This is a genomic window from Paenibacillus sp. JMULE4 (assembly GCF_013337105.1).
Lineage (GTDB): Bacteria > Bacillota > Bacilli > Paenibacillales > NBRC-103111 > Paenibacillus_G > Paenibacillus_G naphthalenovorans.
On record NZ_SGWF01000011.1, the window covers coordinates 356,141 to 370,376 of the forward strand.

The window sequence follows — 14,236 nt, forward strand, 5'->3', positions numbered from 1 at the left end:
TTGACAACATCACAGGAGCTCGAGAAGGACCGTCAACTGAGCAGGCGTCTTCCTACGGTATGGCCGGTGTTCTTCCAGCGCTTCGGACGGCTGACTCCGGTCCAGCGGGAAGCGATCGGGCCGATTCTGGACGGTCGGAACATTCTCATCTGTGCAGCAACCGCCAGCGGCAAGACCGAGGCAGCTTATGCTCCGCTAGTAGAGCGGCTGAAGGGGATGTCCGGTCCGTGGACGATCTTGTATCTGTCACCTACCCGGGCGCTCGTCAACGACATCCATGCAAGGCTCGGTCCGGCCGCAGAGCGGCTCGGGCTTCGTCTCGTGCGCCGTACGGGGGAATACAAATGGGAGTCGGAGGCGGTTCCGCATATTCTTGTTACGACGCCAGAGTCACTTGACAGTATGCTGTGCCGTGGTTTGGCCGAGGATGGAAGCGCTCACGTTCTGGCTCACGTCCGCGCCGTCGTACTCGACGAAATTCATCTGCTGCACGGATCTCCGCGCGGCGAGCAGACAAGATGGCTAATCGAGCGGCTGAAACGGCTGGTGGCTCATGCTTATGATTCAGGCTGGACTCGGAGCAAACAATTGCAGATCGTCGGCCTCAGCGCAACGGTCGCCGAGCCTCAGGCCGTCATTGACACCTTTCTTCCCGGCGGCGGACTCGTGTTCGTACCCGGAAAGCGGGAGATTATTGAAGTGGTGCCGCCTGGCATGCGGTTTGCTCCTGTGGAGCGAGCCCTCCCGGCGTATCTCGGTGCAAAGGGACGAAGCTCTGAGAAATGGGTCGTCTTCTGCAATAACCGCAAGCGCGTGGACGAGCTCACCGAACTACTGTGCAAGGAGCTGCGGGTTTTTGGGTATTCTGTCGGTGCGCACCACGGCAGCTTGGGGAAGACACTGCGCGAGATGACCGAGCGGGACGTGCGCCGACTCGACCGCTACGTGCTGGTTGCCACCTCGACCATCGAGATAGGGGTCGACATCGGCGACGTCGACGGCGTCGCCCTGGACGCTCCGCCGCCGGATATGGCAGCTTTCCTGCAGCGCATCGGCCGCGGCAATCGCCGCTCGCAGCATACGCAGGTCATGCTGTGCGCCCGCTCTGAGCAGGACGCGGTGTTGCAGGAGGCGATGCTCGAAGCGGCTCGCGTAGGCTGGTTTGCTAATCAACCAGTAGGCCCGATCAGCTCCGTACTGCGGCAGCAGGTACTGTCTTACATATTTCAGGGTAAGGGGGGAGTGCGCAGTCGGGAGTTTATTTGCCGTCTGTTCGAGAAGGAAATTGATGGCGCCATTATGCAGGAACTGTTAACGATGATGGCTAACGGCGGTGATATTCATGATACACCGAGGGGGGTTCGCTTAACGACCAAGGCAAGAGATCGGGCCTTGCGGGGCGAGCTTCACTCTGTCATCGAGACGCTGCCAGGCCAAACCGCCGTGGATTCGGTCACTGGGCGGAGGCTGGCTAACCAAGTAAAACACTTGAAAGGCAAAGGACTTAGCATCGGCGGTAACCACTTTCAAGTGGTCGAACGCTCTGCTTACTCTCTCAAGGTCAAGTCCTCAGCCCGGCTGCCCGATGGCGAAAGTCAATGGTCATACGTGAGCGGTCCGGCAAACCGGAGGACCGAGCATCCGATGGTGCTTCGCCACAAGCTGCTGCTGGCGGAGGGGGAGTGGCCTGTCGTGCAGGATAAGGACGGGTATTACTGCGCCTTCCACCTCGGCGGCGTGCGTATGAGCCTCGCCTTGCGGCTGTTGTCCGTCTACGTCGCACCCGAGGAACGACCGTCGAAGATCACGCCGTACTACGTCAGCTTCCGCGAGGAGCTGAAGCCACGCTGGCTAGTTCATCCTGCAGCAGACCTCTTACACGTCGCTGTGAGCATCAGGTTGGATACTGCTGAGAGCCAGTTAGGTCTGCCACTGGCAAACCGGATGCTGCCAGATAAGCTTCGCCTGCGAGATGTACAAGGCTGGCTGCGGCCGGAGGGGCTTGTGCAAGAGTTGCGGGAGTCGGTTTGGACGCGTGCGGAGGAGGAAACAGTAGAGGTGTTGGGGTTGTTTATTGGAAATTAGGGCTAGTCTAAAATTAACAACTGCTGTTAGGCCTATAGTAGTAATTGTCGACATTAAAGGCATGAAACAGAAATCAATGCTTGGCGGAGAGAGTATCATCATTTCTATCGATCTTTGAAGAAAAGATTCATCTCATTTTACGCGGGTCTATAAGAATGTTGAAATTAATCATTACTAGAATTATAATGTAATCAGTCCTTCTATCGCTTCTGTTCCCAACGGAAGCCTAATGAGTTGCCATCCTCTGGCCCAAATCATGTCCTCGCGGGACAGCTGATTGATACCTATCCCGTGAGCTTAACGGTATCCAATTCCCTTTATGGAGATTAATTACACCACAGGACTAGTCTGTCTTTGTGTACTATAATTGTTCAAATAAATGAACCCGAATGAAAGCATGTTTTCTTTGCTTTCTTCGGGTTCTTTTTGTTGTTATTCAATTAGAGTTGAGCACGCGTCGTTCAACAGCTTGGCAGCGTCAACTGGAGGAACATATCGCAAAGTTGTCGACAGCTGCTTATGGCGTAGTTGGCGCTTAATGGCGATGATGTCAATTCCACTTTTTTGCATCAAGTATGCCGTTGTATGCCGGAAACTATGGGCTGTGACTTTCTTTAGTATTCCGGCTTCCCGACAAAACGCCTTAATGATCCGGTTTAACGCTTCCTTGGTTAAGGGACGATTATTCTCGAAGAAAACCTCTGGATGGCCGGATTTCAGCCATTCTTGTATAGAAGGATGATTCAAATAACGTTCCAACTCTTCAACGAGGGAATCGGGCATGTAAACGACTTCGGATATGGTTTTCTGTCCTTTATTCACTATAATAACCCTGCGCTCAAAATCAATCTGTTCAAGCGTTAACTGTATGATCTCCCTGTTTCGAAGAGCGGTCGTAGTCATTAGCAAAAATAGGGTGAAGTACTTCCGGACAAATGGGTCGGCTTTAATAGCCACTTGAAATAATTTCTGACACTCTTCGAGCGAAAGAGAACGATCAATAATTCGTCTTTCGTAATAAGGGTTTGGGAAATTTTTCATGGGGTTTTGCTTAACCATACCAAGGCCATGGAGTAATGTGAAAAAGTGCTTCAGATAAACTATGTTATTGAAAATGGTATTCTTTGAGGCCTGATATCTTTGCTTCAAGAACTCAATATAACCATCGATGCAATTAGCATCAATAGGACGATAGGTCTCGGATTCCGTGTCGTAGTAAAATTTATCGAAATCCAGTTCTCCATCGTAATCCTGACTAAGGTAGTGCTCAAATTTGAGGAATTGACGGCTATAAGTGTATTTTGCCGATTCTTTAAGATGGGTATGTTTCTTCCAATTGGTATAGTATGGAGAGTCCAATAATAAGTGGCTCATTTTTTCTCCAGCCTTTCCTTAATTTGCTTCATGACTTCTTGAGCAAATGGGTGCTTGTTAATGGCGTCTCGAAGCTGATCATCGAATAGCCGCAAGTATTTCATTGTGCTGTCGATCGATTCGTGTCCTAAAAGCTTCGAGAGGGTGTATATATCGATCCCTGCTTCAAGGCCTTGAACGGCAAAAGAATGACGAAAAGAGTGAGGACCTAAACGATCTTTGTCTTCCTCCTTTATCGACTGAGACTCGCGAATAATACGTTTTATAAATTGCTGAATGGCTCTAGATGTGATGGGTTTATCCCCGGCAGTGCTTGAAAAGATATAGAGCCTTTGATAATCGGAATCTGGCATCACCTCGCGAGCGCGACTGTATTTTTTCTCTATAAAATCTGTGAGCATCATTAAGGCGAGCTCGTTGATTTTTCGGACTTTCTTGGTATTCTCAGCCCCTTTGGGTGTTACCTTGATTGTTTGAGTATCAGGAGTGATATCACCGATTCTTAGATGGCAGAGCTCGTTTATGCGAATTCCACTCCCAAGGAAAGTCCAGATAATTGCAGTGTAAAGGCTATCGTGGTTACGAGATTGAGCGATCTGCAAGATTTCCGCGATCTGCACTTTAGTAAAGGCTTTTGGTGCGTCATCGTTTGACCATCGAACGCGTAGTATAGTCTTCAAGTCCCCGAGATCCTGATGGCCATAAAATATTTTGTATGTGGTCTTTATGAAGGTGCGAAGAAAGGAAGACTTCTTGGCTTTTGTATTAGGATCCTCATTAAGCTTAATATAGTCGGACAAGAATTCGCCGTTTGATACCTTTTCAAACTGCGGATCGTTGCCAAACTTTTCCTTCACATGTTGCTGGAAAAGTTTCATCTCTGACCGATACGTTGTTTGCGTGGTCCGGCTAAGACCAGAAAACTTGCTGCTTTGATAGAAAGCATCAACGGCTTCGAGAAATGAAACGTTCCGCACTGCCGGGGGCATATTAGGTTTTGTCTGTGTCTGGACAGGAAAGGTTTCCATAACTTGTCGCATTTTCTCTGGACCATAATGACTTAACAACTGGTTTAATTGTTCCTTGAGTTCAGAGTACTTAGTATCTCGGATTACTTTTGGCATGTGAACAACTCCTATCAGTAGTTGATTTTATTCACGGCATCTGTTAATTGATGTGGACTTCGATGAACATATCGTGCAGTATTTTCTGGCCGGTCATGTCTTGCTAGATACATCAGTAACTGTGGCGGGCAATCCGAACGTTCCGACAGCCTGCTTATGAAAGCATGCCGGAGTAAATGGGGACCTCCCGGATAATTCCAACCAGCGACAAAGGAATAGAGCCTGTAGCGTGCCCGTAATTCGCGAATAATTGCTTGGATATTGTCGCCGAACACATAGTCATTACGAGAACGGCTTGCCATCAGAGATTGAAAATACTTTTGTAATGGTTCAGGTAACGGGAGCAAGACCGATTTCTCGTTTTTGCCGAAGACAGAGATGGTTTTATTCTCTATATTGAGGTCCTCATAACGAATACTTGCTACCTCATGTATCCGCAACCCAAGTAAGAGCATCAACCCAAATGCTGCGAGCTCCAGTATTGGCTGGTCTGAATGACGTAGGATCGTTTGGTAAAAGTTTTGAAGTTCAGCATCGGTCGGTAAATCGCGATAAAGGTACTTCTCATACGGGATTCCGGAGACATCCAAAGTAATGTCTTTAGAGAGCCAGCCTAACTTGAAAAGGTTAGACAATAAGTATCGGATATCGTAGAAACGGTCACTAACCGTGTGTTTGCTATAGACACCTTTCGATGCCAGCCGTAATAAGTACTGCCTGAATTCGATGAGTAGCTCTTCCGTAACCATCGATAAAGGAAGGTCGTTGATCGAGTTACTCTGGAATTGGATGTAATTGGTATGGAGCCAATTCATAAACATGGTGTAACTGAACTTGTACTTGGCAACAGATTTAACTTTCACCCCTGATCGGATTAAATAGATGATGTGCGCATTTATCGCAGGGTGATGGATAACTTGAGTTGCTTCTTCTGGAGACTGACTCTCACAAGGTTTCTTTAGATCGAATTCATACGAGAATAATTTTCTAGATATCGCAAGAATCATGTCTCGTTGAATAAAGTCCGGGTATGATTGTTCCGTGAAATTAATAAGGTCATCTTTATTGGTCAATTCCTTGTCTTGAATGGATCGAGCATCAAGCCCAGTGCGGGTTTTGAAAAAATTAATGAGCTCTAGTGCGTATTGAATCAAAGAAAAATAGCTGGTTGATTTGAGTGACTTTTTCTTTTCCAGGAAATCGAGTACTACAGGTGTAAAAATTCGACCTTGGATTTGGGTTTTAAAAAGCCATTCATTCAAGCCATGCGAGCCTAGAGAACTTATTGACGTATCCTCTTCAGGCCATCGGAATGCATACAAGTTATTCAAGAACGACAGCACCTTCTCCCAACTTAGACTTCTAATATCATGATTGCCAGTTGGGGAGGTTTCTAAACATTCTAGCGAAGTAGATTTCGCATAAGAAGCAATCTCTGCAATAGTTTTCGCATTTTGCTTCCAATGATCCGAATACGTGAATCCCAAAATATCGATATCTTTAATATTCTGATCGTTATCCATCTACATCTCTCCCTCAGATTCTGTTTCTTTGACCGTTCAGACAGCAGCTTTTGCTTAAGAAAGGAGGTGGGGCCCGATGGTCCACATCATTGATGTAAAGGTATCATTTGCTTTCGTTTTCTGTCCTGGTTGCTCCACAAATGGAGCAAAAGCTCGTTGGGTTTTCGGGTTATGCGAGGATTTCGGTCGAAAGAAACAAGAATCAGCTCCATTTGTGGAGAGTTGATGATGAGTGCTTTGATACGGGATTAAGCTGATGGAGTGTAAAGCTTAGGTTGAAGGAAGACATTCTTCAACTAGCCTTAAAATTCATCCATGGTGAAATAGACGAAATCACTTATATCAGCAGGCATGATCGAGACTGGTATGAGGTGAAAGAACTGGCAGCTACTGACCCAATAACTTTTGGTATTCTGCTGCGGAAGCTCTCCTTGCCTAATCGTCGAAGAGCATTGATTCAGGCTTTTGCTTTAAGGACAGTGGAGCTAAGAACACTCTTGCTGGGGGATTTTTCGGATTCTTCTTCAACGATTTCTGACCTATATCATCCAGTGAAATATAGAAGAAGATTTACCAATGAGCTGCTAGCCCAATTTGGCATCATCCACCGCGTACCTTTTGATTGGGTTTATAAGGATGGGTCTGTTGTAGAGCGATGGAACTTCAAAAATTATGATTTTAGTGGGATAGCTTTAACTTGTATGGAAGCCATAATTCCGCTATTGAGAATGGCTGAAGACCGTAATAGAGATGTAAATGGATATGTCGTCCAGACAAGCACGGATCAAGAATGTTATATCCGATTGGAATCACGAGCGGATGTGGTCGTTGTTGATCTTTATCAAGCTGATTTATTGATTTTGGACCAACTCATGTCCGCTCTAAAATCGACGTCCTTCACATGGTCTGGATTCATTACCCAATCCGTTATACCTGGGTACCGATACTGGACATTCATTGGGGCGGATCATGAATCAGCTATTGCTCGGATCATGGAAACAGAGTTCAAGTATATCCAAAACACCATGCGCTTGTGATAGGACAAACCGCAGATGGAATAAGGTGTATTGAGGTGAAAAGTATGGAGCGAATGCCGACAATCAAAATCGTATATGTGCCTCATACTTTATGTAGCGATACTGCACAAAACTCAAACACCTTATCTGCTGCCGAAGCCAAAAATGCCGTTATAGACTACATCCTAAAGCGTTTGATCTTGAAACCGACTGAATAAGCCGGTTTTTTGTTTCTTCGTTTGTCCATACTGGAATGTAATTGTGGTAAGAAAGGAGAATGGTGAACCTCCATGTATACGGCTATATATCCACGGGTTTCTACAGGAATGCAAGCATCAGAGGGCACAAGCCTTGATGCACAAATTGAGATTTGTATGCGGAAAGCGAAAGATTTGGGGATCCCCGAATCCATGATCAAGGTTTATCGCGAGGAAGGATTCACGGGTGAAGATATTGATCGGCCCGCCATGAATGAATTCAGGCAGGATGCTGCACAAGGTCTGATCCGTCGTTTGATTGTTACGCATCCTGACCGGTTGACCAGGGACTTGACGGATAAATTAATCCTTTGCCGAGAGCTGGAGCGGAGCAATATCGAGCTGGTGTTCGTGGACACGGAATACCGGAATACACCGGAAGGACAGCTTTTTTTCAACCTGATGAGTTCCATTGCACAATACGAGTTGTCTTTAATCAAGAAGCGGACGGTACGCGGAAGACTCAAAGCGGTGGAAAAAGATAAGAAGATCATGCCCATGCGTGTGGCTCCCTATGGATATGACCTTCACGAAAATACCTTCATTATCAATGAGCAGGAAGCCGAATTCGTTCGTAAAATGTACCACTGGTATGTTCATGAGAACTATACGCTTCGTGAAATCGGGGATCGACTCTATGCGTTGGGGGCGGTACCCAAACGAGGGGAAAGCAGGAACTGGAGCGCCAGTTCCATTAGAAGGGTTCTTACTTCTGAGGTGTACATCGGCAAGTTCTATTACAATCGTAGAGAAACCCGGAAGATTCGCGGGGAGAAAACCAAGAACGGCACACCGAAAAAAACATATGCCTTTCGCGAGGAAAAGGACTGGATCGAGGTTACCGTGCCAAGTATCATTGACCCGCAACTGTTTGAATTAGCCCAGGTGCAGAAAGAGAAAAACATGAAACGGTCAGGAAATGTAAAGTATGAGTATTTGTTAAAATCCATGATCCGGTGTGGACATTGCGGCAGAATGTGGCAAGCAACTACTTATACAGGCCGGGTAAATAAAGAAACGGGAGAAAAGATCCGTTACACCTGCTACAGATGTCCAAACCTCTTCCCAAAGAAGTATGGTGAAGGAGTTGAGAAGTGCCCAACTCAAACGTTGCGCGCCGATATGTTGGATCATTACGTCTGGCAGCTCATTTTGGAGACATTGTCTAATCCCGATGATTATATGGAGCGGCTGCAAAGCAAATCGAATGAGATTAACCTGGAACTTCAATCCGCCGCGGACCACATCAAACGTCAGCTGGAGCAGAAGGAGAAGGAAAAGGAAAAAATCAAAATCATGTTCAAGCGGGAGGTCATTGATGAGCAGGAGATGCTTACCGAAATGCAAAAGATTAATGCCGGACTAAAGTCGTTGGAGCAAGAGCTTGCCGGGTACGAAAAGCAGTTGTCAGAACAAGCGGAGAAGGAAATATCGGCCAATCGGATTGCCGAGGTCTCCAAGGCTGTCCGAAACTTTATCGAGAGCGCCGGCGACGAGCTTACCCTTGAGGAGAAGCGACATATCCTGGAGACCCTGGTTGATGAAGTTATTATTCGCTACGACGGGAACGAAGTACAGATTACTGCAGTCGGAGCACTAGATGAGTTAAAACGCCAACAATTTATTCAGCATGAGGATGACATCGGTTCGTGTTCACAACCTCAAAAAATTTGATAACACGGGAGAAGATCTGGAGGATTTAATCTCGATCGGGACGATAGGATTGATTAAAGCGATCGAATCTTTCAGTCCTGACAAAGGGACCAAGCTGGCTACGTTTGCAGCGAGGTGTATTGAGAATGAAATCCTGATGCATCTGCGTTCGCTGAAAAAGACCCGCAAAGACGTATCGCTTCATGACCCGATCGGTACGGATAAGGAAGCGAATGAAATTACATTGATTGACATTCTTGGCACAGAAACCGATGATGTCGTGGATAAAGTACAGTTGAAGATTGAAAAATCGAAAATTTACCGAAACCTCGATATATTGGATGAACGGGAGCGGGAAGTGGTTGTCGGCCGCTTCGGACTCGAGGCGGGAGGAGAGGAACGTACGCAGCGCGAAATTGCCAAGGAGTTGGGCATATCGCGTTCTTATGTATCGCGGATCGAGAAGCGGGCATTGATGAAGCTGTATCATGAGTTTTATAAACAGAAACGGTGAAGGAAGGGGTTGCCCTTCCTTTTAATGTGTCATTTTGATTGCACTTATATATATGTCGCGAATTGAGAAGCAAGCGTTAATGAAGTTGATTACAAAGCGCGGATTCTCACCACAAAGCTGGTAGAAAGCGCCATCGATAAAGCGAGTCACCTTTCTCCGCTTACCAAGCGCTTATCGAGTTAAACTACGGTTGCGCGTCCATTTCTCAGGTTGATTCCGCTGTGTTCGATGCCTTATCCCAAGATTCCTATTTATTGCTGAGAAAGCTCATGTCCTGATACATGGGCTTTTTTCCCCTTTGGCCCAAATAACGGGTAACAGCCGAATACCGAATTGACTAAAGATAAAAAATGAAATACAATGAATTAGTAATTCAGTTAATTACTAATTTAGTAACAGAAAGAAGGAAATAAAATGAAAATTCCTACTACGTTAAAACATAAGCCTGTTGTCGTTTCTGAAAACTATGAGCAGGTTGACGGTCGACTTGCCGGAAATACAGATGCGAAAGGTCTTTCCTTGGGATTAGCTCAGTGGAACGATAGGGGAAAGGTCGATATTTCTGCGAAAGTATGGAGATATACAGGGGAAAAATGGTCGCGGCAATCCGAGGAGCTGCCTCTCCATCGCGTTCTTGATCTGTCTATTCTGATTTGCCGCTCCTTGGCGCATTTCCGCGAAGCCTACAGATACGAGCATCTATATGATCCGCATAATCCTGTCATCGACAGGGTTGGTCTGCAGGGGGATGCTATGACTGTGGCTGTTTGTACGGACAATGAAAAAATCAATGAAGATATCAAACTGTTCAGTCAAGCCCTGAGTGATGATGATGAGCTGATCGGTGAAAGGCTGCGCACGTTATCAAGAATGTTGAAGGAAATGGGGTATTAAAGCTGTTTTCCAATCCTTATGTTCGAACCATTATTCTTTCACGGGTATTGTTACAGTCGGAATTTGGATTCGAAACTATGCTGTTCATCTTTATGTCACCCAGCTAACAAATAATAACCCGGTGTACGTATCGCTTATTTCAGTCGCCGAACACCATCACGCGCAACGAAGGCAGGATGGTCGTCGACATTAATGCCGACATCACCACAAAAGATGTAGCGAAGGCATCCTCCGATCTTGAGGCAAAAATCGAAGACTTGGAGAAACCGGCGGACGTTGAAGTCAAATTCGGCGGCGTTACGGAACAGATCAACGAAACCTTTACCCAACTGGGTCTCGCGATGGCAGCCGCCGTTGCGATTGTTTACCTCATTCTTGTCATTACATTCGGCGGGGGGCTCGCGCCGTTTGCGATTATGTTCTCGCTCCCGTTTACGGTTATCGGTGGTCTTGTCGGACTTTTCGTCACGGGGGAGACGCTCAGTGTATCGGCCATGATGGGGGCGCTTATGCTGATCGGTATCGTAGTCACGAATGCTATCGTGCTGCTTTTGATCGTGCCTGTCGTTTATGAGTTCCTGATGAAACTCAGCGGCAAGAGTAAACGGAGATACCGTCTATCCATGGATGGCTCGGGTTAATTGTAAGGGAACAGGATGGATAAAGGGGAAAGTCTGTACTTTCTTGAAGTTCAATTTTTCGTGATTTACAGCCACTGCCAGTGGCTTTTTTTTGTTTGGCTACAAGTTCGGAGACTTACGTCTTATCCATTGAAATCGACATGTATCGTCTAATCGTTCCAGAAGCTTGTTCAGGGTGCGCTCGAGCGCCTACGGTTTGATATATTTTGCACCGGCATGAGTTTATAAATTGTTAATAGTTTCTTTAGAAGGATTCAATAAGCCCTGATTATAATGAAAGGTAAGGAAACGTTTCCCCAAGATGAAATAAAAGATAAATAAAGGAGATCCGAAATGAAACTTAGTAAAAATGCGATGACTGTCCTCTCATTTACGATCGGAGCGTGTGTCTTTATCTCCACAGCCTTTGCCGATATGGCGCTTGGCTCAGGCTATGACCGGTTTAAAGGTTCAATAAAAAATACCGCGGCGCAGATGGAGAAGGGATTGAACAACTACACCATCGAGGCGCTGTACACGCTGAAGGATAACGATCAAACCTTGCTTCAGGCTTCCCTCTTCAATAAAATCGATAATGAAAAGCAAGTTTTTGAAAGCTCAGGTAAGATTCAAAAATCAAATGGCGAAACATCAACGGAATATTCGTATTCCGACCAGAAGCTTTCGATTTGGAAAAGCGGAACGGAAGACAAATATTATGTGACGGAATACCCCGACGATCTCAACAGGAAAATAGGGAACAGGTTTACCAATCCGTTTAACGAGAAGGGGGCGCCGGAGGTCGAAAAGATCGTTGACGCCATCGTCGGCAATTTGAAGGACTATGTGCAGGCTGAAGAAAGACCAGAGGGCGGACGAGTATACTCGGGAAGCTTGTCTGAGGCGCAGGTGCCTGCCGTAGTCAATGCCGTCTCTTCCTTCGGTATAAAGCAGTTTATCAGTTCCCAAAGCCGCGCGTATAAAAATTCGAAGCTGCCGGATATTGATAGCGATGTTTTTGTTAAAAAGATTTCGGGCACGGCCGTTGAAAACAAAGCGGGATTATTGGAAAATGTAACGGGCGATGTGTTTCTCTCCGGGAAAGACAAAAACGGAGTGCAGCATGATTTATCGCTGAACGTGGTTCTCAAGCTATCCGACATTGGAAATACGAAAATTACAAAGCCTGATCTGACAGGCGCAAACGTTGAGAAAGTGAGCCATTCCAGCGGATTTAGCAGCAAGCATGTGGGGAAATATAAAAATAACATCGTCCTCGAGAAAAACGGCAAATTCGTGAAAATCGGCGAGAGAATCCTTGAAATCACGAGCGTGGAAAATAATAAAGTGACGGGCAAATACTACGAAACCGTGAAACCCGGATTCGAGTCCGACTATCCTGACAAATATAACTTTAATTTTGAATATAATCCGGACCAATCAAAGGCGATGTCTTTCTTTACTTATACCAATTCCAAAGGCGAGCAGGAAAACGGGCAGCTTCATCCGAGCAGCTCCGGTAAAATTTATCTCGACCTGAACATAGAAATCCTGGACGAAAACTCGTATAGATCCAACGCAAGTCACCCGTATTTCGACGGGGAATTTGACCGCGTATTTGAAGAGTAATCGAAAGGCTGTCCCTGAAGTGAACTTGAACTTCACTTCAGGGACAGCTATGTCATTTGTATTGGGGGATGTTATCTTTGACAAAAGCGATTGAAATCACAGACCTTACCAAAGTATATAAAAACGGCCGGGGAATCAGCGATTTGAATTTGGAAGTCGATCAAGGCGATATCTTCGGTTTTTTGGGACCAAACGGCGCGGGGAAGACGACCGCTATGAAAATGATGGCGGGACTCATGAAGCCGGACCGCGGCGACGTGAAGATTTTCGGCGCCAGCATTGTAGAGGACTATGTCAATGCGATGAAGCATGTGGGGTGTATTATCGAGACGGCGGAGTCGTATCCTTATTTAACGGCAAACGAAAACCTGAAGCTGTTTGCCAGGTTTTATCCGCAGGTGGACCAGCAAAGAATCGACGAATGTCTTGAAATCACCGGCATGTTAAAATATAAAAATGAAAAATCGAGAAAGTTCTCGCTTGGGATGAAACAAAGGCTTGGGGTAGCGGCAGCGATTCTTTCGAGGCCAAAGTTGTTAATATTGGACGAGCCCTTAAACGGACTTGATGTCGAGGGTATGCTGGATATGCGGAGGATGATCAAGCGGCTTGCCGAGGAAGAAGGAACCACGTTCTTTATTTCCAGCCACCTGATCCATGATGTCGAGCTGACCTGCACCCGGATCGGAGTGGTTTACGGCGGAAAGCTGGTCAATGTGGAATATACCCATAATATCCTTTCCAATTATTCGTCACTTGAAAATTATTTTGTTAGCGAGGTGGACCGGAATGGCAGGGTTTAAGGCTGCATTTATCAATGAAAACGTCAAGTTGTTGAAAAAGAAAAAAATGATTGCGGCCGCCATTTTATCCATTCTTGCCGTGGTGATCGGACAAGTTGCCGTTACGGCAATTAAGCATGGTCTTGGATTAAGAGTTGTAGGCAGCACCGAATTTCCTTTGGTGGTTCTATCGATGTTTTCTTATACGATCCTGCCTCTTTTTGCAACCTTTGTGGCCATCGATATGTTTAACGGCGAATTTTCGTCAAATACAATGAAAATCACGCTCACCAGGCCTGTTTCCAGATTCGGCGTATTCAGCGCGAAGGTTTTGAATTTAGCCGTGTTCATTGCTGTAAACCTGCTGTTTGTGATGATTCTTTCTTTGCTTGCCGGGTTTATATTTAATCCTTCGTCCGCCAGCCTGACGGGAATCGTAAGGGTCGTTTTGTCTTATGTCACAACGTTTTTTCCTGTTTTTGTATTTGGTCTTCTCGTGGTATTGCTGTCCAATATCCTTCGGGGCGGACTGGCGGTTTTTTTTCTCTCGATCATTATTTTTATCGGGTTTAACTTTTTAGGCATCGTTTTTTCCAATTTTTCGAGTTTCTTTATTACCTCCATGTTTGACTGGTATACGCTTTGGATTTCGGAAACGGTCAACGGTTTTAAAATTTTCCGCCAGATCCTGATCATGTCGGGCTGTGGTATAATGTTATTTACAGCGGGTTATTATTTGTTTGACCGCAAGGATATATAGAAAGG

Annotated in this window: 11 protein-coding genes and 2 pseudogenes; 10 read left to right on the forward strand and 3 right to left on the reverse strand. The window is 46.0% G+C overall.

All coding sequences use genetic code 11. From position 1 onward, the window contains the following. Positions 1-2,085, forward strand: coding sequence for a DEAD/DEAH box helicase (locus EXW96_RS06925; RefSeq protein WP_074730145.1), 2,085 nt, complete (start codon positions 1-3; stop codon positions 2,083-2,085). A 432-nt stretch (positions 2,086-2,517) separates the two neighbouring features. Here EXW96_RS06925 and EXW96_RS06930 read toward each other — a convergent pair whose 3' ends face one another. The 3 genes from EXW96_RS06930 to EXW96_RS06940 are packed head-to-tail and all read right to left on the reverse strand — an operon-like array spanning position 2,518 to position 6,106. Further along, positions 2,518-3,459 (reverse strand): tyrosine-type recombinase/integrase, encoded by a 942-nt coding sequence (locus EXW96_RS06930; protein WP_074730144.1) that lies wholly within the window; start codon positions 3,457-3,459, stop codon positions 2,518-2,520. Next, a complete protein-coding gene (locus tag EXW96_RS06935; RefSeq protein WP_174350202.1) occupies positions 3,456-4,583 on the reverse strand; it encodes a tyrosine-type recombinase/integrase in 1,128 nt (375 codons plus the stop codon). The genes EXW96_RS06930 and EXW96_RS06935 overlap by 4 nt, the downstream gene beginning before the upstream one ends. Positions 4,584-4,597: 14 nt before the next feature. After that, entirely contained in the window at positions 4,598-6,106 is a 1,509-nt protein-coding gene (locus tag EXW96_RS06940; protein WP_174350203.1) for a tyrosine-type recombinase/integrase, read from the reverse strand. Between the two features lie 275 nt (positions 6,107-6,381). On the opposite strand from EXW96_RS06940, the gene EXW96_RS06945 reads away from it, so the two are divergent. From EXW96_RS06945 to EXW96_RS06980, 9 genes and pseudogenes are all read left to right on the forward strand, one after another. After that, complete coding sequence (locus tag EXW96_RS06945; protein ID WP_174350204.1) at positions 6,382-7,143, forward strand: hypothetical protein; 762 nt, start codon at positions 6,382-6,384, stop codon at positions 7,141-7,143. Between the two features lie 269 nt (positions 7,144-7,412). Further along, positions 7,413-9,053 (forward strand): recombinase family protein, encoded by a 1,641-nt coding sequence (locus EXW96_RS06950; protein WP_174350205.1) that lies wholly within the window; start codon positions 7,413-7,415, stop codon positions 9,051-9,053. Continuing rightward, positions 9,010-9,546: an RNA polymerase sporulation sigma factor SigK gene (sigK, locus tag EXW96_RS06955; protein WP_174350206.1), complete on the forward strand. Its 537-nt coding sequence runs from the start codon at positions 9,010-9,012 to the stop codon at positions 9,544-9,546. Before EXW96_RS06950 ends, sigK begins: the two co-directional genes overlap by 44 nt. A 414-nt stretch (positions 9,547-9,960) precedes the next feature. Next, positions 9,961-10,440 (forward strand): DUF6530 family protein, encoded by a 480-nt coding sequence (locus EXW96_RS06960; RefSeq protein WP_054819366.1) that lies wholly within the window; start codon positions 9,961-9,963, stop codon positions 10,438-10,440. A gap of 2 nt (positions 10,441-10,442) precedes the next feature. Further along, positions 10,443-10,591 (forward strand): annotated as a pseudogene (locus EXW96_RS27345) (MFS transporter); the annotation flags it as partial. Next, a pseudogene (locus tag EXW96_RS06965) lies at positions 10,584-10,991 on the forward strand (efflux RND transporter permease subunit); the annotation flags it as partial. The pseudogenes EXW96_RS27345 and EXW96_RS06965, both read left to right, overlap by 8 nt. Before the next feature lie 423 nt (positions 10,992-11,414). Next, positions 11,415-12,689, forward strand: coding sequence for a hypothetical protein (locus tag EXW96_RS06970; RefSeq protein ID WP_174350208.1), 1,275 nt, complete (start codon positions 11,415-11,417; stop codon positions 12,687-12,689). 77 nt (positions 12,690-12,766) lie between these two features. After that, the gene (locus EXW96_RS06975) at positions 12,767-13,492 is read left to right on the forward strand and encodes an ABC transporter ATP-binding protein (RefSeq protein WP_062409169.1); all 726 of its coding nucleotides are present in this window, start codon (positions 12,767-12,769) and stop codon (positions 13,490-13,492) included. Further along, complete coding sequence (locus EXW96_RS06980) at positions 13,479-14,231, forward strand: ABC transporter permease (RefSeq protein ID WP_174350209.1); 753 nt, start codon at positions 13,479-13,481, stop codon at positions 14,229-14,231. The genes EXW96_RS06975 and EXW96_RS06980 overlap by 14 nt, the downstream gene beginning before the upstream one ends. Positions 14,232-14,236 lie beyond the last annotated feature (5 nt).

What these genes read in the sequence shown, in the direction of transcription:
- EXW96_RS06950 (WP_174350205.1), top strand. Translation starts at nt 7,413, where the DNA reads ATGTATACGGCTATATATCCACGGGTTTCTACAGGAATGCAAGCATCA.
- EXW96_RS06980 (WP_174350209.1), top strand. Translation starts at nt 13,479, where the DNA reads ATGGCAGGGTTTAAGGCTGCATTTATCAATGAAAACGTCAAGTTGTTG.
- EXW96_RS06940 (WP_174350203.1), bottom strand. Translation starts at nt 6,106, where the DNA reads ATGGATAACGATCAGAATATTAAAGATATCGATATTTTGGGATTCACG.
- EXW96_RS06970 (WP_174350208.1), top strand. Translation starts at nt 11,415, where the DNA reads ATGAAACTTAGTAAAAATGCGATGACTGTCCTCTCATTTACGATCGGA.
- sigK (WP_174350206.1), top strand. Translation starts at nt 9,010, where the DNA reads ATGAGGATGACATCGGTTCGTGTTCACAACCTCAAAAAATTTGATAAC.
- EXW96_RS06930 (WP_074730144.1), bottom strand. Translation starts at nt 3,459, where the DNA reads ATGAGCCACTTATTATTGGACTCTCCATACTATACCAATTGGAAGAAA.
- EXW96_RS06935 (WP_174350202.1), bottom strand. Translation starts at nt 4,583, where the DNA reads ATGCCAAAAGTAATCCGAGATACTAAGTACTCTGAACTCAAGGAACAA.
- EXW96_RS06960 (WP_054819366.1), top strand. Translation starts at nt 9,961, where the DNA reads ATGAAAATTCCTACTACGTTAAAACATAAGCCTGTTGTCGTTTCTGAA.